The organism is Acidobacterium capsulatum ATCC 51196, from assembly GCF_000022565.1.
Taxonomy (GTDB): Bacteria; Acidobacteriota; Terriglobia; order Terriglobales; family Acidobacteriaceae; genus Acidobacterium; species Acidobacterium capsulatum.
Genome location: NC_012483.1, coordinates 329,981 through 349,388, shown reverse-complemented (window position 1 = coordinate 349,388; position 19,408 = coordinate 329,981). Strand labels below are relative to the sequence as shown.

Below are 19,408 nucleotides of genomic sequence, written 5' to 3'. Positions count from 1 at the left end.
CGAGAATGGACCGCAGAAGGAGAGTTCCCATGCCCGTCCAGGCCATTCCCGATGGATACCGCAGCATACAGCCCTACCTGATGTTCGAAGACACACGCAAGGCCATCGCATTTTATGAGCGGGCCTTTGGCGCGCGAACCCGTTTGTGCATGAAGACTCCGGAGGGCCGCATTTCGCATGCAGAAATTGAGATCGGCGGCAGCGTACTGATGATGGCGGATGAAAACCCGGCAATCGAAGCCTGGGCCATTGCTCATTTCGGCGGTTCGCCAGTCAGCTTTCAGATGTACACGGAGGATTGTGACGCTCTGTACCTGCAGGCCTTGCGCCTGGGTGCGGTGAGCCTGCGCGAACCCGCGGATCAGCCCTACGGAGATCGCATGGCGGGCGTTCAGGATCCGTTTGGGTATCGCTGGTACCTCTCCACGCACTTTCGCGACCTGAGCCGGGAGGAACTAGAGTCACTTTCGTAATGAAAAGTTGTTGATCGCGAGAGAAGACGCCAGGCGTTTTGAAAATAAACATTCTCGCGGGTGTGCGCCTTTTTTTCACCCTGCGTAAATGCTGCATTCCAGCTTGCATAAGGCTGCATCTTGCCGTCTTTGAAGGGCTTGGCAGCCTTGACTCCTGACTGTCGCGGCACTAGATTCAAAGTGAAGGCGTTGGCTGCCCTCCTTTCCACCTATGCAAAGTCATCCTTACAGTTGGAACTATCTCCCGCTCCTGATTCAGGTCGTCGTGGCCGTGGGCATGGGCTGCTCTATGGCGACGGTGTCATGGCTGATTGGCCGTCACCGGAACTCCAAGGTAAAGCTGGCTGCCTACGAGTGCGGCGTGCCCGTTGAGGGCGATGCTCGCGGCCGCTTCTCGGTGCGGTTCTACATGGTCGCGATGCTGTTCATTCTCTTCGACGTGGAAGCCGTGTTCATGCTGCCCTGGGCGGTGATTTATCGCCGTCTGCCAGCGATCACCGGCTCGCGCATGTTCGGCTTCTGGGAGATGGTGGTCTACCTCGGCTTCGTGGTAATCGGCATTTTTTATGTTTGGAAGAAGGGCATTCTGGACTGGTCCGCGGACCGCTCCGATCTGTAACTGAATCTTTTAGCAATCGTTCACTGAGGCGAAAGAAGTCGTGGCAAACGAACCGCTCATGAGCAAGGAAGCAGTTTTTGAGGCGCTCAAGGACAACAGCGCTATCCAGGCGCTGGAAAGCGCCGCCCCCGGCGTCATTACCGGCGCAAAATATGACCGCAATGAGCTGACCCTCACGATTGCTCGCGACAGCATCCGCAGAGCTTGTGAGATTGTGCGCGCTGCCGGTTACAACTTCTTTTCCGACTGCACCTGCGTGGACTGGTACCCCTCCGAGCCGCGCTTCCAGGTGACCTATCACCTGCTCTCGCACCGGCTCAAGCAGCGGGTACGGCTGTGTGTCATGGTGGATAGCTCGGATCCCTCGGTGGAGAGCATCACTTCCATCTGGCCCGCCGCCAACTACTACGAACGCGAGGTCTGGGACCTCTTTGGCGTTCGCTTCCATGGCCACCCCGACCTGCGCCGCATCATGATGCCGGAAGAGTGGGAAGGCCATCCCCTGCAGAAGACGTACCCCGTGGAGGGCTACCGCTAATGCCTGGCAAAATGCCCGAACTGGCAGAATTTGTTGAAACATCCCGGCTGATCAAGCCCGCCCCCGAGCAGGAAAACCAGCCGCATACGATGGTCCTGAATATGGGCCCTCAGCACCCGTCCACGCACGGCGTGCTGCGCGTGGTGCTTGAGATCGACGGCGAAACGGTCGTCAGGGCCGTCAGCGATATCGGCTACCTGCATACCGGCATCGAGAAGACCTGCGAGGCGAAGTTTTACCAGCAGGTGGTGCCGATGACTGACCGCATCGACTACCTGTGCCCGATGACCAACAACCTGACCTACTGCCTCGCGGTCGAAAAGCTGCTGCAGCTTGAGATTCCCGAGCGCGGCCAGTGGATGCGCGTGCTGCTGAACGAGTTGACGCGCCTGCAGTCGCACCTGGTCTGGCTGGGCACGCACGCCATGGATATTGGCGCGCTGACGGTCTTCCTGTATTGCTTCCGCGAGCGTGAAGAGATTCTGCGCATCTTCGAGATGGTCTCCGGACAGCGCATGATGACCTCGTACTTCCGTGTGGGTGGTCTGTCGCTGGAGCCGCCGCTGGACTTCTTCCCCCGCGTGCGGAAGCTGCTCAAGGTGATGCCCGAGAAGATCGACGAATATCAGAATCTTCTCAGCGGTAATCCGATCTGGGTGAACCGCCTGAAGGGTGTGGGCCACCTCTCGGCCGAACAGGCCGTCGCCTTTGGCGTCACCGGCCCGGCGCTGCGCGCCTCGGGTGTGGATTGGGATCTGCGCCGCGACATGCCCTACACCGGCTATGAGAAGTTCCAGTTCAACGTGCCGACCTCGACCGACGGGGACGTGTGGGCACGGTACTGGGTTCGCCTGCAGGAGATGCGCGAGTCAGTGAAGATTGCGCAGCAGGCGCTCGATGGCATGCCCGAAGGCCCGCTGAATGCGGATGCGCCCAAGGTGGTGCTGCCCGAACGCGAAAAGATGAAGACGCAGATGGAAGCGCTCATCTATCACTTCAAGATTGTGACGGAAGGCTTCGCTGTTCCTGCTGGTGAGGTCTACCAGGCGGTGGAATCGCCGCGTGGCGAGATGGGCTATTACGTGGTGAGCGATGGTACGGCCAAGCCTTACCGCGTGCACATGCGCAACCCTTCCTTTGCCACGCTGCAGGCGCTGCCTGCAATGTGCGAAGGCCGCCTGCTGGCGGACGTGATTGCGGTGATTGGTTCGATCGATATCGTGCTGGGTGAAATTGACCGGTAATCGCGCTTCGTCTGACGAAGCGAAGCAGTTGTACCAAGAACTCTGGATCTCTCTGGTATCTGTGGTGCAGTCCTACACGGCGGCTGCACTGATGGCGGTACCCGGGGAGAGTTTTGAATGTTCGCGCGAAGCCGATGACAAGTGCATCCTTCGCGCCAAGCACAAGCAACTCCTGCTTTGGCGGTCAGGCGCGGCGGGAGATGGAAGCTGGAAAGTTCGATCCTCTGCAGAGGAGACGCTGGCGGAAGGCCGGTTCTCTTTGAATGTGCAGGGGCTGGTGAGTGTGGACGGCAGTCCGTCTATGGAAATGGATGCCGCGGCAGAGATACTGGCCGCGAAGATTTTGTGAGCAAGGAGTAAGCGGCGCATGGCAGCCGAAAAAACTACGATCTTCTCTCCTGAGCTGGCAGCTCGTTTTGACCGGCTGGTGACGCTCTATCCGGTGAAGCGCTCGGCCCTGATTCCCATGCTGCTCTACGCGCAGGACGAAGTCGGCTACATCTCGGATGCAGTGGTCGCCGAAGTGGCAGAGCGCATTGGCATCGCGGAACTCGATGTTCGCAATGTGGTCAGCTACTACTCCCTGATGCGGACCAAGCCGGTCGGCAAATATCATGTGCAGGTCTGCACCAATATTGCCTGCATGCTGCGCGGCGGCAATGAACTGCTGCACCACTGCAGCAAGCGGCTGGGCATCGGCAACAAGCAGACCACCGCGGATGGCGTGTTCTCGCTGGAAGAAGTGGAGTGCATCGGCGCATGCTCCTGGGCGCCGGCCGTGCAGGTGAACTACGACTTTCACGAAAATCTGACCCCTGAACTGATGGACAAGGTACTCGACGAGTACCGGGCGAAAGCGAGCAAGTAGGCATGGCTTATCTCACGACACATCCCGATGTTGTGCCGGTCGTCAGCTACCGCTTCGGCAGAGGCGCAGTCGATATTGATCGCTACATTGAGCTGGAGGGCTACTCCTCGGTGCGCAAGTGCCTGGAGATGGAACCGGACGCGATCATCAATGAAATGAAGACCTCCGGATTGCGCGGGCGCGGCGGCGCGGGCTTCCCCACCGGCATGAAGTGGTCGTTCGTCCCGAAGCAGTCGGCCAAGCCGAAGTATGTGCTGGTCAACGGCGACGAGAGCGAGCCGGGCACCTGCAAGGACCGTCTGATCTTTGAGCACGATCCGCACTCGGTGATTGAAGGCACCATGATCGCCGGCCTCGCGATTGGCGCGAAGATGGGCTTCATTTATCTGCGCGGCGAGTACCGTTACCTGATTCAGATCATGGAGAAGGCCGTCGCCGCTGCCTACGCCAAGGGTTTTCTGGGCAAGGGCATTTTCGGTAGCCAGCATGACTTTGACGTGGTGGTGCAGACCGGCGCCGGTGCCTATGAAGTGGGCGAAGAGTCGGCCCTGATGGAGTCGCTCGAAGGCAAGCGCGGCGTGCCCCGCATCAAACCGCCCTTCCCTGCCGTGGTGGGACTCTATGGCGGCCCCACCGTCATCAACAATGCGGAGACGCTGGCCAGCGTGCCGCACATCTTCCGCATCGGCGCGGCCGAGTATGCCAAGTACGGCACGGAACGCAACGGCGGCACCCGCCTGTTCTGCATCAGCGGACACGTGGAGAAGCCCGGTGTTTATGAGCTGCCCATGGGCTACAACCTCAAGAAGATGATTTATGAGGTTGCGGGCGGTATTCTCGGCGGCAAGAAGCTGAAGGCTGTGGTTCCGGGTGGATCCTCAGTGCCGGTGCTGCTGCCGGATGAAATCGACATCGGCATGGACTTTGACCAGGTGGCGAAGGCTGGATCGATGCTCGGTTCGGGCGGCGTGGTGGTGCTCGACGAGTCGGTCTGCATGGTCGAGTTTGCGCTGCGCACCATCAAGTTTTACCGGCATGAGAGCTGTGGCTGGTGCATTCCCTGCCGTGAGGGTACCGATTGGCTGCAGAAGTCGATCACGCGGTTGCACATGGGCGGGGCGGTCGATAAGGACATCAACAACATTCAATACATTGCGGAAAATATGCTGGGCCGCACCTTCTGCCCGCTCGGAGATGCGGCGGCAATGCCGACCATCGGCTTTGTGAAGAAGTTTCGCAAAGAGTTTGAAGATCACCTCAATGGCAAGGGCTGCCCTTATCACCCCGCAGCCGACTACGAACTGGCAACGGTTTAGAGAATCGAGACAGGAATGGCTGACGTAACCTTTACCGTCGACGGCAAGCAACTTACGGCCCCCAAGGGCACGCTGCTGATTGAAGCCTGCCGTCAGGCGGGCATCGAAATTCCGGCTTTCTGCTACTACCCCGGCCTCTCGCTGCAGGGCGCCTGCCGCATGTGCGTGGTGCGCCTGGAGAAGGTGCCGAAGCTGCAGACGGCCTGCACGACTCCTGTAGCCGATGGCATGGTGGTGACCACCGAGAGCCCGGAGATCGCCCAGGCCCGCAAGGCTACGATCGAGTTGCTGCTGGGCAATCACCCGCTCGACTGCCCGGTGTGCGATGCCGGCGGCGAATGCGAACTGCAGGACATGACCTTCAAGTATGGGGCTCATGAATCGAAGTTCGTGGAGATCAAGCAGCATCGCGAAGAGCAGCAGTGGTCCCCGGTGGTCTACTTTGACCGTCCGCGCTGCATTCTCTGCTACCGCTGCGTGCGCGTCTGCGGCGAAGGCATGGATGTGTGGGCACTCGGCATTCAGAATCGCGGCGCCGGTGCGGTGATTGCGCCGAACAAGCAGGATCACCTGGAGTGCGAAGAGTGCGGCATGTGCATCGACATCTGCCCGGTCGGAGCACTGACATCAGGCACCTACCGCTACAAGACCCGCCCGTGGGAAATGACTCACGTGAGCACCGTCTGCACACACTGCGGCGACGGTTGCAAGACGACGCTGGGTGTGCGGCGCGCCAACGACGGCATGGAAATTGTGCGCGGCGACAACCGCGACAAGAGCGGATTGAACGGAGACTTTCTCTGCATCAAGGGCCGCTACGGCTTTGACTTTGCCAACCGCGAAGACCGCGTGACGCAGCCGCTGGTGAAGCAGGCGAATGGCGAATTCAAGGCAGTGAGCTGGGAAGAGGCACTGGACTTTGCCGGTAAGAAGCTGCGTGAGATTCGCGACACGCGCGGCGGCAAGGCGATGGGCGTGATCGGCTCGAGCCGCATCACGAACGAAGAAGCCTACCTGCTGCAGAAGTTTGCCCGCACGGTGCTCGGCACCAACCACATCGATCATCACCGCACGGCGGATTATCCGAGCTTTGTGGCTGCACTCAAGGCGAACCAGAAGCAGGAAGCCTCAATTGCGGACTTCGGCGCGGCTCCGGCAATTCTGCTCCTGGGCAACGATCCGACAGAGCAGCACCCGTTGCTGGCCTGGCAGATTCGTACCAACGTGCGGAATAATCAGGCCCGGCTCTATGCGGTGAATCATGAACTGATCAAGCTGCGCCGTCAGTCCACCAGCTTCCTGCAGATTGAGCAGACCCAGTATGCGGCTCTCGTTGCTTACCTGGGCGGCAATGATGCGGCCCTGGCCGGCAATGCCTCGGCGTCCGGCTTCCGCGAAGCGCTGCGCAAGGAAGAATCGGTCGTCATCGCATTCGGTTCGGAGTATCGCGGACGCGACATCGAAGCGCTGGTGGCGCTGGGCGCGAGCTTCCCGAATGTGAAGTTCGCCTGCCTGGGTGACTATGCCAACTCGCGTGGCGCGGCCGATATGGGTCTCTTCCCTGACCTGTTGCCGGGCTATGTGCCGGTGAGTGCCGCGGCACACTTTGCGCAGGAGTATGGCTCTGCCCTGCCGGCAGAGGCCGGTATGGATATCGTGCAGATGTTTGATGCTGCCGAGCGTGGCGATCTGGCGGCTCTGTATGTCGCAAGCGAAGATCCGGTGGCGCGGTACGGAGTGGATCCGGCTGCGCTCAAGAACACGTTCGTGGTGGCGCAGGACATGTTCCTGACCGCGACGGCGAAGCTGGCCGATGTGGTCTTCCCGGCAGCCAACCTGTATGAGAAGGCTGGCACGGCGACGAATACCTACGGCGATCTGCAACTGGTCAAGAAGGCAGCCGACCGCGCTGGTGTGCGCGCCGACTTTGAACTGACAGTGCGGTTGGCCGGGCACATGGGACATGACCTCAAGACTCTGGTGCCCTTCGGTAAAGGCGTGCGCTCTGACTTTGGCCAGACACGCGGCGCACAGTCCGGCGAAGCAGACCGTCACGCGGTCTGGCTGACGGCGCATCATCTGGAGATCAAGACGAGCCCGTTCGATCCGTTTGCGATCTTTGATGAAATGCAGCGACTGGTTCCGGCGTATGATGTGCCGCGCCTCGATCTGCTGGCGGGTAACAGCGAGCACGTGAAGTCGGACCTGGTGCAGATTAAGACCGGGGCCTCGCGGCGCGATCTGGTGCTGCCCGCCAATGACACGCTCTTCACCTCTGGAACGCTTGGCGAGTACAGCACGATGCTGCACTCGGTGATGGAATCGAAGGTACAAAACCCGGCGGAAACAGCCGCGGACTAAGGACAGGAAGGCCCGAACGACGTGAGTTTCTGGTGGTTTTTACTTCTCAGTGTGATCAAGATCGCCGTGGTGCTGATTATCCTGCTCACCGCGGTCGCCTATACGGTATTGCTGGAGCGCAAGGTAGTCGGCCGCATCCAGAACCGGTGGGGACCCAGTCGTGTCGGCCCGTTTGGGCTGCTGCAGCCGCTGGCAGACGGCATCAAGCTCTTCCTGAAAGAAGATCTGATTCCGACTTCTGTTTACAAGCCGCTGTTCATCATCTCGCCGATCATTGCTCTGGCTTGTGCGCTGATTTCGATCTCCGTAGTGCCCTTCGGCAAAGAGATCACCTATAAAGGCGTGGACCTGTTCAATATCGCGAACGTCAATATCGGGCTGCTGGTGATCCTGGGTGTGACGTCGGTGGGTGTATACGGGATTGCCCTTTCCGGATGGTCCTCAAACAATAAATATTCTCTGCTGGGGGCTCTGCGCTCAAGCGCGCAGCTGATCAGCTATGAGCTTGCTCTTGGCCTGGCGCTGGTGGGCGTGGTGCTGCGCACCGGTTCGCTCAACCTGAACAAGATTGTGGACCTGCAGGCGGCTCACGGCCTGTTGAGCTGGAACTTCTTTGGCGGCTTTCAATTTGTCGCGTTCTTTATCTACCTGATGGCGGCATACGCCGAAACCAATCGCGCCCCCTTCGACCTTCCTGAAGCGGAGAGTGAGCTGACGGCGGGCTATCACACCGAATACAGCTCGATGAAATTTGCCATGTTCTTCATGGCGGAATACGCCAACATGATCACCGTCTCCTGCGTGGCGACGCTGCTCTTCTTTGGCGGCTGGTCGAGCCCCTTCGGCAGCCTGTTTCCTTCGTTTGGACCCGTGCTCGATGCTCTGCTGCCGGTTCTCTGGTTTGTCCTGAAGGTTTTCCTTTTCCTGTTCCTCTATATTTGGGTGCGCGGCACGCTGCCTCGCTTCCGTTACGATCAACTGATGAGTTTTGGCTGGAAGTTTCTGCTGCCACTGGCAATTGCGAATATCGTGGTGACGAGCTTCTGGCTGGGACTCCGGGCGCCTCTGCAGTGAATTACAATTAGCTTCGGCTGCTGAAACGTTCCGCTTTTTTTCTTTCAACTCAGGCGACGCAAGCATGCATCTGGTTCTCTTTATTATCTTCGGCGCATTTTGTGTAGCGGGAGCTATCAATCTCCTGCTGCAACGCCATCCGATCAACAGCGCGCTGTCATTGATTGTCGTGATGACCTCTCTGGCGGTGCTCTATCTGTTGCTCGGCGCGGAGTTTCTGGCCGCGGCGCAGGTGATCGTTTACTCCGGCGCCATCATGGTGCTTTTTACCTTTGTGATCATGCTGCTCAATGCCGGCAAGGAGGAGCGCACTCACGGCAGCCGCGCGGCCTATTGGCTTGGCTTTCCAGGAGCAGCGGCACTCTTCGCACTGTTGACGTTCATCTTTCTCTCGCATCAGCCATCACTCGGTTATGCCGTCCTCGGCCCGGACATGGTGGGTACGGGCGAGTTGAGCCAGGTGCTGTTCCGCAATCTGCTGCTGCCCTTTGAGGTCACGTCGGTCCTGATCCTCATTGCGATTCTGGGCGCGGTGGCGCTGGCGCGGCACACAAACGAAAAACAGCCCGGGAAGGAGCGCTAGCGGCCATGGTTCCTGTCGCGTATTACCTCGTTCTGAGCGCTATCCTCTTTTCGATTGGTGTGGGTGCGTTTCTCATCAAGCGCAACATCATCACCATTTTTATGTCGATTGAGCTGATGCTCAACGCGGTCAACCTGAGCTTTGTGGCCTTCGCCAACTATTGGCGGCAGATCAACCACCAGTTCAGCGGCCAGATTTTTGTCTTTTTTGTGATGGTGGTTGCCGCCGCGGAAGCAGCCGTTGGACTCGCCATCATCATCGCGCTGTTCCGCTCGCGCAGCACCCTTAACGTCGATCAAGTGGACTTGATGAAGCTATGAACGGAATCCCCAATCTGCACCTATGGCTGTTGCCCATTCTGCCCCTTGCCGGATTCCTGGTGAATGGACTGTTTGGCCGCCGTTTCCCGAAGGCACTGGTTTCAGCGGTAGCCATCCTTGCCACCGCGATTCCTGTGATTCAGGTGGCCACCATTGTGGCTCGCTTTGGCTCGTTGACGCTGCCGCATGTGGAGCGCGTCGCGACGTGGCTCTCGGCTGGCGGCTTTCACGCTGACTTTGTCTTCCAGCTCGACCAGCTCACGATGGTGATGCTCTGTGTCATCACGGGCGTGGGTTTTCTGATTCACGTCTACTCCATCGGTTACATGGCTCATGAAGAGGGCTACTGGCGCTATTTCGCCTACCTGAATCTCTTCATGTTCTTCATGCTGACGCTGGTGCTGGCTGACAACTTCGTACTGATGTTTGTTGGCTGGGAAGGTGTGGGCCTTGCGTCCTACTTGCTGATCGGCTTCTATGTGCTGAAGACGTCTGCAGCCGATGCCGGCAAGAAGGCATTCATCTTCAATCGCGTGGGCGACTTCGGCTTCCTGCTGGCGATGTTCCTGCTGATTCAGCATTTCGGCACGCTGAATTACGGGCAGGTCTTCAGCCAGATCAGCATGCACCCCGAGTGGCAGGGCGGTTTTCTGACCGCGATTGCCCTGCTGATGATGCTGGGCGCGACCGGCAAATCGGCGCAGATTCCGCTGTATGTCTGGCTGCCGGACGCCATGGAAGGCCCGACGCCGGTTTCGGCCCTGATTCACGCGGCCACGATGGTCACCGCCGGTGTTTACATGGTGGCCCGCACGCATGTAATCTTTGACCGCTCCCCGTCGGCTCTGACCGTGGTAGCGGTGATCGGAACTGCGACATGCTTCTTTGCGGCCACGATGGCGATCGCGCAGACCGACATCAAGCGTGTTCTGGCTTACTCAACGGTTTCCCAGCTCGGTTATATGTTCCTGGGTTGCGGTGTCGCGGCCTACGGCGCTGGCGTCTTCCACCTGGTGACGCACGCATTCTTCAAGGCGCTGCTCTTCCTTGCGGCCGGTTCAGTGATTCATGCGCTCAGCGGCGAACAGGATATGCGGGTGATGGGTAATCTTCGCAAGAAGATTCCTGTGACGTTCTGGACGATGACCGCGGCCGTGGTTGCGATCTCGGGGTTTCCGCCTTTTTCCGGATTCGTCAGCAAGGACGACATCCTCTACAACGCCTTCATCTCGTCGGGCTGGGGCAAGGCATACTGGTTTGTGGGTCTGCTGACGGCGGGCATCACGGCGTTCTATATGTTCCGCCTCTGGTACATGACCTTCTGGGGCGAAGACCGCACCCACAAGTCCGAGTTTGTTGGACACGGGCACGGCGATAGCCACGGCCATCATGGCGGCATTCATGAGAGCCCGTGGGTGATGCTGCTTCCGCTTTCGATTCTGGCGATTCTGTCGGTCATAGGCGGCTGGATGGGCTGGCCGGAGGGACTGGGCGGCAACGACTGGTTTACACATTTTCTGGATCCGGTCTTCCGCGTGGCTCAGATTCCAGTACAGACCGTTGGCGGCAGCAAGGAGCTGGAAGCGATTCTGGCCGGAGTCTCGACCCTGGTGGCGCTCTCCGGTTGGTATGTAGCTCACGTACTCTACTACGCCAAGCCGGAGCTGCCGGGCAAGATCGCCAAGCAGTTCCATGGCCTGTATGAGCTGGTGCTGCACAAGTACTGGGTGGATGAGATTTATGGCGCCGTGATTGTGGCACCGGTGCTCTTCTTCTCGCGCTTTGTACTGAATCTGCTCATTGACCGTGGCATCATCGACGGCTCAGCCTATGCAGCCGGCATGACAACTCAGGGATTTGGCGCCATCGTGGCCCGTATTCAATCTGGAAACATTCGCTCTTACGCCGGATGGCTGGCGCTGGGAGCGGCACTGCTGCTGATCGTGACCTACTTCGGCTTCACGACCAACTTCATGCTTCGCTAGTCGAGCATAGAGGACAAAGGAAAGGCTTCGTGCTGAACGACTCGATCTTATCGCTGATGACCTTCCTGCCTGCGGCAGGAGCGGTTGTCGTCGCGCTGCTGCCTCGCAAGGGACGCCTGATCCAGTGGTGGGCCCTGCTGGTTTCGCTCGCGACCTTCTTGTTGACACTTCACCTGCCGGCTCATTTTCAATACGGCCGTCCGGGCTTCCAGTTTGAAGTGAACATTCCGTGGATCCTGCATCCCGCCATCAACTACCACATTGGCGTGGACGGACTCTCCATGTGGCTCGTGGTGCTCACCGGCTTCCTCGCGCCAATTGGTGTTCTGGTTTCGTGGAAGGCCATCGAAACTCGCACCAAGGAGTTCTACTTCCTGTTTCTGCTGCAGCAGACGGCGATGATCGGCGTGTTCATTTCGCTCGATCTCTTCCTCTACTACGGCTTCTGGGAGCTGACACTGGTGCCGATGGCGATCCTGATTGCCATGTTTGGCCGCAGTCGTGGACCGCGGGCTGCCATCAAGTTCTTCCTGTATACGTTTATTCCTTCCGCGCTCTTCCTGGTGGCGATCCTCTGGCTCTATGCCCGCACCGGGACGTTTGACTATGAGAAGCTGCAGGCTTCCATCGCGACCGGTGGATTCTCGCCTCAGGCTCTGATCTGGGTTTCGCTGGCCTTCCTGCTGGCCTTTGCGGTCAAAGTCCCTGTCTTCCCGCTGCACGGCTGGCTGGGCGATGGTATTGCCGAGGCTCCCACCGCCATGGCGATGGTGATTGCCGGCAAGCTTGGCCTCTATTCGATCCTGCGCTTTAATCTGGGTCTCTTTCCGGAGCAGTCCCGCGAGTTTGCTCCGTGGATGATTGCGCTGGCGGTCATTGGCCTGATCTATGGCGCGCTGGTGGCTCTGGTGCAGAAGGACATGAAGCGGCTGGTGGCCTATTCGATTCTGAGCCAGCTCAGCTTCTGCACGCTTGGCATCTTCTGCTTCTCCTTGACGGGCCTTGATGGCGCTGTCTACCAGATCATTAATGAAGGTGTTTCGGGCGGCGCGCTCCTGGTGCTGCTGGGCATTCTTTACGAGCGCTACGGCACCTTTGAGATTGCGCAGTACGGCGGCCTCTCGAAGCGTCTGCCGCACATGGCGACGCTGTATGTCATCACCACGCTTTCGTTGATTGGCCTGCCGATTCTGAACGGCTTTGTCGGCGAGTTCATGGTGCTGAGCGGCAGCTTCCCCGGCCATCACGGCTGGGTAGTGATTGCTACGCTGGGCGTCATCCTGAGCGCGTCTTACATGCTGTGGATGATTCAGCGTGTCTTCTACGGGCCGGAATCGGCGCTGGTACAAGGCCGGGCGACCTTTGACGTGACCGGACGCGAACTGATCACGGTATGGCCGATGATCCTGCTCATGGTTGTGATGGGCGTGGCATCGCCTTACTGGATCAAGGCCATTGATGGCGGCATGAAGCCGCTGGCGAACGTTCCCACGATGACGGGAAGTATCGCGAATGCCGCTCAGGCGCCGAAAGGGATGACGCGATGATTCAAGGCATGACAGATACGTATCCCCTGCTCCGCATTCTTCCCGAGATCATCTTCACGATCACCGGCGTTGTGGTGATGGTGCTGGAACCGTTGTTTCCGAAGCATGCCAGTCGCAAGCCGCTTGGCTGGCTGACGGTGCTCGGAGCGTTGCTCGCTCTTGCGGCCAGCTTTTATCAGTACGGCTTGCCGATCGGGACTGCTTACTTCGGCGTGGTGCAGACGGACGCCTTCAGCGTCTTCTTTCACATTCTCATCAGCGGCATTGTTCTGGTATCTGCGCTGGTGACGATTGATGCGATCAAGCCAGACACCGAGAATACCGGTGAGCTGTTTGCGCTGATGGCCTTTGGCGCTGTTGGCATGCTGCTGATGACTTGTGCGGCCGAACTGCTGCTGGTCTTCATCGGTCTTGAAATCTCGTCGATCGCAACCTATATTCTCGCGGGCTTTCGCCGCCGCAGCGCCAAGGGGCCGGAGTCAGCGATCAAGTATTTCCTGCTGGGATCGTTTGCCACGGCGTTCTTTCTGTACGGCATTGCCCTGACCTACGGCGCAACCGGCACGACGAATATTCCCGACATCGCAGCGGCCCTGCTGACCAGCCATGCGCTGCCACTCGCCGTGGTTGGGCTCTCCTTTATTCTGATCGGGCTGGCTTTCAAGGTTTCCGCGGCTCCCTTCCATCTATGGACCCCCGACGCCTATGAAGGCGCACCGTCGCCGGTGGTGGGATTGATGTCCACAGCGCCGAAGGCGGCAGCCTTTGCGGTACTCCTGCGGATTGCCTATGAAGCCTTCCCTGTCTTCCACTTCCACTGGGTACCGCTGCTTTGGATCATCGCAGCTCTGTCGATGACCATCGGCAACCTCGGGGCCTTGCGGCAGCGGAACGTCAAGCGCATGCTGGCGTACTCGTCGATTGCGCACGCGGGCTATCTGCTTGTGGCCTTTACAGCGCTTTCACCGGATGGCATCGCGGCCGCGAGCTTTTATGCCGTGACCTATGCCGCCATGAATGTGGGCATTTTCGCGGTCATCAGCCACGTCGGTGGCTATGATGACAGGCTCACCCTGGTGGAGGATTACAAGGGTCTGGCCTATCGCAGCCCCCTGCTCGGTGGCGTGATGGCCTTCTTCCTGCTGTCTCTGATCGGTATTCCCTTCACCGGCGGCTTCTTTGGCAAGTTCTATGTCTTCTCGGCTGCCATTCACTCGGGCATGATCTGGCTGGCAATTATCGGCCTGATCAACAGCGGCATCGCGGTGTTCTACTACCTGCGTCTGCTGACGGCGACCTATTCGAAGCCGGCAGAGAGCGCACTGGTACTCACGACCGGCCGCCCGTCATTTGCGCTGCTGCTGGCGCTCTTTTTGACGGTGGCGACCACCCTGCTGCTGGGCATCTTCCCTGGAAGCGTGCTAGCCAGGGCGCAGGAGGGGGCATATACCTTCTACCGCGCTCCCCTCGTGATCCTCGGCACCCACGCGGGAGTCTTCGCAGATCCTGCCACTGCCAAGAGCATCACCTCTCCCACTCCCTAGCCAGACTCTTTCATCAAGAGCACGAGAAGCCCGCCAAAATGGCGGGCTTTTTCGTATGCGCTACTCTGCGAGAGCCGTCTTCCAAAGCGACTCCTGCTACAGCGCAAATGGTCTTACCCGCAGAACTATAAGGGGTGATTCCGGTCTTACTACACAAGAGCGGCCTCTGGAGTTATTTCTCTCTTCGCCGGATTCTTTATCTGGCCGCACTGTCGGGACTTACCGAAGATCCACGACGGAGGGGTCGCGGGGCAGAACGTTTGCGGCCACATCTATTCCTGGCTGCAACCGGTGAGGCGCTCGCAGCCAGGAGAGCTTCGAGGTACCAGCGCAGAACTCCAACAGGCAGCCCCCTGAGAGTAGCGGCGCACAGCGAGCCCCTGTAAAGCTATCGAAAGGGCATGCAAAAGGCCTCCGGGATACCCGGAGGCCTTGCAGTGAGTGAGACTAAAGTTTAGCGAACCTTGGCGAAGATGATCACCATGGTGAACAGGGCCAGCGACTCGATGAAGGCCAAACCCAGAATGAACATGAACTGGATCAACGGGCGTGCGCCAGGATTGCGCGAAACACCCTGCGTTGCGCCCAGAGCGGCCAGGCCTTGGCCGATGCCGCAGAAGCCCGAGGCGATACCCATGCCGATACCTGCGGCGAGGGGCACAAAGCTGTTGCTGCTTCCACCGGTGCTGCCGGCAGACTGCGCGAAAGCCGGAACCGCCATGAACAGGGCGGCCAGCGACATAAAGACATAGCGAAGACGACGCATAATTTCTCTCCTGCTTCTCAATGATCGCCCCCAGGGGTATCCAGGGCTCGACTGCATACCCTTTTCCCGCCGGAACAGCGTTACTCTTTCCGGACAGTCGAAGCGCTCCGTCCGGAAGCAAATCAAAATCGAATGGCCTTAGAGCTCTGCCTCATCGTGTGAGACAGCCTGCGTAAGGTAAATCAACGTCAACAGCATGAACACGTAAGACTGAATCACCGCCACGGCGAAGTGCAGTCCCAGGAAGATGATCGGCAAGCCAATCGGGAACAGCGAGAAAAATACCAGCGTAAGCAGGTCACTCGCAAACATATTGGCGTAGAGTCGCACCGTAAGCGACAGGACACGGGCGAGGTGCGAGACAATTTCCATCGGCAGCATCAGTGGAGTCATCCACCAGACCGGCCCCAGGAAATGCTTGAAATAGCTGATGGGACCCTGCTTCCAGAGGCCATGCATGTTGTAGTAAATAAACGTCAGAATAGCCAGGCCGAGCGGCACGACGGGGCTGGCGGTGGGCGTCTCGATGCCGGGCAGAAGCCCCATCAGGTTGCACAGCAGAATGAAGACGCCGATGACGGTGGCATAGCTCAGGTACGGCTCATAGCCGTGCTGCATGATATCAACGGCCTGCCCCTCGACATACTCGAAGACCATCTCGGCCAGGTGCTGTGATTTGCCCGGATGCTCGACGCTGAGGCGCAGACGCACGTAGATAAAAAAGAGAATCAGGCCGGCGGCCACAATCAGCTGCAGCGTCAGCCGATTATTGATCGGGTGCGCCGGATGCGCGGGATGCACGCCGAAGCGCGCCATGAGGGCCGTGACGTCGGCGCCAAACAGACGATTCAGCAGTGCTGTGAGCTGGTAGAGCCAGTGGAGCATAGCGATTCTTCGGTCTTACTCTCTTCTAATCAGAAACTTGGATGGGTGGAAACTACAGAAGGGCTAGTTCCGAAGCATCCGCAGGCCCTCAAATGTCAGCGCGACGATCGCGAGCATGAGACCGGCCAGCAGAGCGTAAACTGAACCCTGCAAGTATTTTAAGCTACCATACAGCACAACACCAACCATACCGAGCCGCAATAAAAAGATGAGCAGGGTGCGGCCGGTCGCCATGGGCGGCTGCGATTGGTCCAGACGGGCATTGATGGCCGCAATCAGGCGCTGCCATTCCCTCACCCCGCTGGCCGAGATCACCGCGCCCACCAGCAGCATGAGGCCTGTGCGCCAGCCCCAGACAGACATGACGATCAGGCTCAGAATGGTCCCGGCAATCAGAATATTGCGCATGGAGCGGCGCATGAGCGAGACGAAGTTCGCGTCGGTGAAGTCCAGATGGATGGTTGGCTGCGTGCTCAAGCGATCTCTCTAACGATGGTCGGCCGGGGGAGGCTGCTTTTTCGTGCCGCTCCCAGGCATGCGGTCCAGCCCGTGCAGCATCCGGAAGATCTGCACGAAACCCGCCGCTATCCCTAGCATAATGCCTGCGATGTAAATCCAGTGCTGGTGCAACCACAGATCGAGCAGGGCGCCTGCGATCCAGCCGACGAATGCCGCGGCCGGCAGCATGAAGGCGATCTGCAGCATGTGATCGGCCTTGATCAGCGTGTCACGCACCTGCGAACCAGTGCTCTTTCGATTTTGCTTCGAGTCCGGCATCCCCAGCGGCTGTTATACCGCAACCTGCATGCTTCAGGAAACACCCGCCCATGGGTGCCGGCGGCCTAGAACGAGGCCGTGGCCATTTTTGAGTTCGACCTGAGGAACCATGCTTCATTCTGGGTTGTCTTTTCGAGCAGCACCCGGTTTACTTCGTACTTTCCTGTAAGTGCCGTGGTTTCCAGGTAATAGGTCTTTCCCGCTTCCGCATCGAGTTCCGTGAGGTGAATACGATCTGTAAGCCTGACGAATGGAGCGTTCCAGGCCACGCAAACGCGCTGCTTGCCCGGCGGAATCGTCACGGCAAACCATGAGTCTCCTTTATTCGCGCCGATCCATTTACCGTTGAGCCCCACGCGCACCACTCCGCAATGCGGACAGACGCCGATCTGCTGCACAACCACCAGCCGAGCCATGCCGACGGGAATGGGCGAGAGCTTCCTGGAGAAGGTCTGAAGCTGAATGGACGGATGAGCGCCCATCGGACCACAGGAGGATGGCAATTTGCCGGCTTTGGCGGATGGAACCAAAAGAAGAACCGCACACAACGAAAGAAATCCGGCAATCTGCTTCACACACCCTCCGTCCATTGACTTCCACCATAAGGACGGACGGGCCGCGATAAAGTCTCACTACACGGCTTTGGATGGCTGCAAAGTTATACTCGATGGAGACTGTAAATCTTTGAGGAATCTCCGTGTTTGAGTCCGATTTCGAGCGTAACCTCTTCACGCTCCGCCAGGAAAAACTGAAGCAGATCGAAGCCCTGGGCCAGGCGGCCTATCCCAACAGCTTTGCGGCCACGCATACCGTGCCCGAAATATGGGCGAGGTATCACGACGTCAGCGGGGAGCAGTTGGAGGCCGAGCGCGTTCCCGTGGCCATTGCCGGCCGCATGATGGCCAACCGCCCGGCGGGCAAGGCCGGCTTTGCGCATCTGCAGCAAGGTGGCGAGCGCTTGCAACTTTATGTCCGCAAGGATGCCGTGGGCGACGCGGCCTTTGACGTGTACAAGCTGCTCGACCTGGGCGATCACATCGGCGTGACCGGCTACCTGTTCCGCACGCGGACAAACGAGTTGAGCGTGCATGTGGAGACGCTGACCTTTCTGGCGAAGGCCATGCTGGCGATGCCGGACAAGTATCACGGCCTGGAAGACGTGGAGCTGCGCTACCGCCAGCGGTATGTGGATCTGTTTATGAATCCTGAGGTGCGCGAGGTATTTGTGAAGCGCGCCAAGGTGCTGGCTGCTACGCGCAAGTTTTTTGACAGCCGCGGCTACGTCGAAGTGGAAACGCCGATGATGCAGCCCATCGCGGGCGGCGCGGCGGCGCGGCCCTTCATCACGCATCACAATGCCCTCGATATTGATCTTTATCTGCGCATTGCGCCGGAGCTTTATCTGAAGCGCCTCGTGGTGGGTGGGCTCGATCGCGTGTATGAGATCAACCGCAACTTCCGCAACGAGGGCATCTCGACGCAGCACAATCCCGAGTTCACGATGCTGGAGTTTTACCAGGCCTACGCGAATTATCACGACCTGATGAAGCTGACCGAGGAGTTCATCACGTTCGTGGCGCAGGAGGTGAACGGGACGACGGTGACCGAATTCCCGATTCCCAAGGGGCCGCGCGCGGGCGAAGTGGTGGAGATTGACCTCGCGAAGTGGCGCCGCTTCACGATGCGGGAGGCGATCATTGAGTTTTGGCCGGATGAGTTTGGAGCGAAGCCCACCGAAGCGGAGATAGCCTTTTCGATTGATCAAGTTTTGATGCGTGCCATCAGAATGATGCACGCGCACTTTCCAAATTGGGCAACGGTGTTTCCACCGGAAACTGAAGAGCAAGGTTGGGCCGAAGCCGAGCATGCACTTAAGAAATTGACTATACAGATACAGATCTTGCTTCAACATGTTGAAAGAGGGCTTCCCCATGGGAAGGCTATTTCAGAATTATTTGAGCTACTTGCCGAAGAGCATCTCATCGAACCCACGATCATCTACGACTTCCCTCTTGCGGTTTCGCCGCTCTCGAAGCAGAAGCCCGATGAGCCGGAGTGGGTGGAGCGCTTTGAGTTTTACATTGGCGGATTTGAGCTGGGCAATGCCTTCAGCGAACTGAATGACCCGAGCGAGCAGCAGCGCCGCTTTGAAATGCAGCTTGCCGAGCGCGAACGCGGCGATGACGAGGCTCACCAGATGGACGCCGACTATGTGCGGGCGCTGGGCTATGGGCTGCCGCCGACCGGCGGCGAAGGCATCGGCATTGACCGGTTGACGATGGTTCTGACCGGCTCGCGCTCGATTCGCGATGTAATTCTCTTTCCGCTGCTGCGCCCGCAGGTGCGGGAAGCTGAGAAAACGGAAGAAGAGTAAAGCAGTGCCGCAGTGAATCGGGCTTTGCCTCAGGGGCTAAAGCCCGTGATTCTTTGCCGGGTTGGGATGTACGGGCTGAAGCCCGTACCCTTCAGGACGACTGTAGGAACTGCATCTCCCTCCGCTGCACTCCC

General features: G+C 58.9%; 20 protein-coding genes. 15 read left to right on the top strand and 5 right to left on the bottom strand.

All coding sequences use genetic code 11. The annotated features are described in order from the left end of the window. Positions 1-29 precede the first annotated feature (29 nt). The 14 genes from ACP_RS01470 (at position 30) to ACP_RS01405 (ending at position 14,472) form a co-directional block, all read left to right on the top strand. Entirely contained in the window at positions 30-473 is a 444-nt protein-coding gene (locus tag ACP_RS01470; protein WP_012680698.1) for a VOC family protein, read from the top strand. Positions 474-684: 211 nt separating this feature from the next. Next, on the top strand, positions 685-1,092 hold the full coding sequence (locus ACP_RS01465; protein WP_012680697.1) for an NADH-quinone oxidoreductase subunit A: 408 nt from the start codon (positions 685-687) through the stop codon (positions 1,090-1,092). 58 nt (positions 1,093-1,150) lie between these two features. Further along, entirely contained in the window at positions 1,151-1,630 is a 480-nt protein-coding gene (locus ACP_RS01460; RefSeq protein ID WP_012680696.1) for an NADH-quinone oxidoreductase subunit C, read from the top strand. Positions 1,631-1,719: 89 nt separating this feature from the next. Further along, on the top strand, positions 1,720-2,874 hold the full coding sequence (gene nuoD / locus ACP_RS01455) for an NADH dehydrogenase (quinone) subunit D (protein ID WP_238525717.1): 1,155 nt from the start codon (positions 1,720-1,722) through the stop codon (positions 2,872-2,874). A 28-nt stretch (positions 2,875-2,902) separates the two neighbouring features. Next, complete coding sequence (locus tag ACP_RS01450) at positions 2,903-3,223, top strand: hypothetical protein (RefSeq protein WP_169305887.1); 321 nt, start codon at positions 2,903-2,905, stop codon at positions 3,221-3,223. 18 nt (positions 3,224-3,241) lie between these two features. Continuing rightward, the gene (locus ACP_RS01445) at positions 3,242-3,742 is read left to right on the top strand and encodes an NADH-quinone oxidoreductase subunit NuoE family protein (protein WP_012680693.1); all 501 of its coding nucleotides are present in this window, start codon (positions 3,242-3,244) and stop codon (positions 3,740-3,742) included. Between the two features lie 2 nt (positions 3,743-3,744). After that, entirely contained in the window at positions 3,745-5,058 is a 1,314-nt protein-coding gene (gene nuoF / locus ACP_RS01440) for an NADH-quinone oxidoreductase subunit NuoF (protein WP_012680692.1), read from the top strand. Between the two features lie 15 nt (positions 5,059-5,073). After that, the gene (nuoG, locus tag ACP_RS01435) at positions 5,074-7,419 is read left to right on the top strand and encodes an NADH-quinone oxidoreductase subunit NuoG (protein ID WP_012680691.1); all 2,346 of its coding nucleotides are present in this window, start codon (positions 5,074-5,076) and stop codon (positions 7,417-7,419) included. A 21-nt stretch (positions 7,420-7,440) separates the two neighbouring features. Continuing rightward, positions 7,441-8,493 carry an NADH-quinone oxidoreductase subunit NuoH gene (gene nuoH / locus ACP_RS01430; protein WP_012680690.1) on the top strand — a complete coding sequence of 351 codons (1,053 nt, stop codon included), beginning with the start codon at positions 7,441-7,443 and terminating at the stop codon, positions 8,491-8,493. A gap of 64 nt (positions 8,494-8,557) precedes the next feature. Further along, the gene (locus ACP_RS01425; protein ID WP_012680689.1) at positions 8,558-9,076 is read left to right on the top strand and encodes an NADH-quinone oxidoreductase subunit J family protein; all 519 of its coding nucleotides are present in this window, start codon (positions 8,558-8,560) and stop codon (positions 9,074-9,076) included. Between the two features lie 5 nt (positions 9,077-9,081). Then, positions 9,082-9,396: an NADH-quinone oxidoreductase subunit NuoK gene (gene nuoK / locus ACP_RS01420; protein WP_012680688.1), complete on the top strand. Its 315-nt coding sequence runs from the start codon at positions 9,082-9,084 to the stop codon at positions 9,394-9,396. Further along, complete coding sequence (gene nuoL / locus ACP_RS01415) at positions 9,393-11,381, top strand: NADH-quinone oxidoreductase subunit L (RefSeq protein WP_012680687.1); 1,989 nt, start codon at positions 9,393-9,395, stop codon at positions 11,379-11,381. The genes nuoK and nuoL overlap by 4 nt, the downstream gene beginning before the upstream one ends. Before the next feature lie 29 nt (positions 11,382-11,410). Next, on the top strand, positions 11,411-12,928 hold the full coding sequence (locus ACP_RS01410; protein WP_012680686.1) for a complex I subunit 4 family protein: 1,518 nt from the start codon (positions 11,411-11,413) through the stop codon (positions 12,926-12,928). Beyond that, positions 12,925-14,472 carry an NADH-quinone oxidoreductase subunit N gene (locus ACP_RS01405; RefSeq protein ID WP_012680685.1) on the top strand — a complete coding sequence of 516 codons (1,548 nt, stop codon included), beginning with the start codon at positions 12,925-12,927 and terminating at the stop codon, positions 14,470-14,472. Before ACP_RS01410 ends, ACP_RS01405 begins: the two co-directional genes overlap by 4 nt. A 454-nt stretch (positions 14,473-14,926) precedes the next feature. Here ACP_RS01405 and ACP_RS01400 read toward each other — a convergent pair whose 3' ends face one another. The 5 genes from ACP_RS01400 to ACP_RS01380 form a co-directional block, all read right to left on the bottom strand. After that, on the bottom strand, positions 14,927-15,238 hold the full coding sequence (locus tag ACP_RS01400) for an ATP synthase F0 subunit C (RefSeq protein ID WP_012680684.1): 312 nt from the start codon (positions 15,236-15,238) through the stop codon (positions 14,927-14,929). 138 nt (positions 15,239-15,376) lie between these two features. Next, complete coding sequence (atpB, locus tag ACP_RS01395; protein WP_041839170.1) at positions 15,377-16,123, bottom strand: F0F1 ATP synthase subunit A; 747 nt, start codon at positions 16,121-16,123, stop codon at positions 15,377-15,379. A 63-nt stretch (positions 16,124-16,186) separates the two neighbouring features. Beyond that, the gene (locus tag ACP_RS01390) at positions 16,187-16,600 is read right to left on the bottom strand and encodes a hypothetical protein (protein ID WP_052294637.1); all 414 of its coding nucleotides are present in this window, start codon (positions 16,598-16,600) and stop codon (positions 16,187-16,189) included. A 9-nt stretch (positions 16,601-16,609) separates the two neighbouring features. Further along, positions 16,610-16,858, bottom strand: coding sequence for an AtpZ/AtpI family protein (locus ACP_RS01385; protein ID WP_238525619.1), 249 nt, complete (start codon positions 16,856-16,858; stop codon positions 16,610-16,612). 107 nt (positions 16,859-16,965) lie between these two features. Then, a complete protein-coding gene (locus tag ACP_RS01380; RefSeq protein ID WP_041839169.1) occupies positions 16,966-17,382 on the bottom strand; it encodes a hypothetical protein in 417 nt (138 codons plus the stop codon). 215 nt (positions 17,383-17,597) lie between these two features. On the opposite strand from ACP_RS01380, the gene lysS reads away from it, so the two are divergent. Further along, positions 17,598-19,274: a lysine--tRNA ligase gene (gene lysS, locus ACP_RS01375; protein ID WP_012680679.1), complete on the top strand. Its 1,677-nt coding sequence runs from the start codon at positions 17,598-17,600 to the stop codon at positions 19,272-19,274. Positions 19,275-19,408 lie beyond the last annotated feature (134 nt).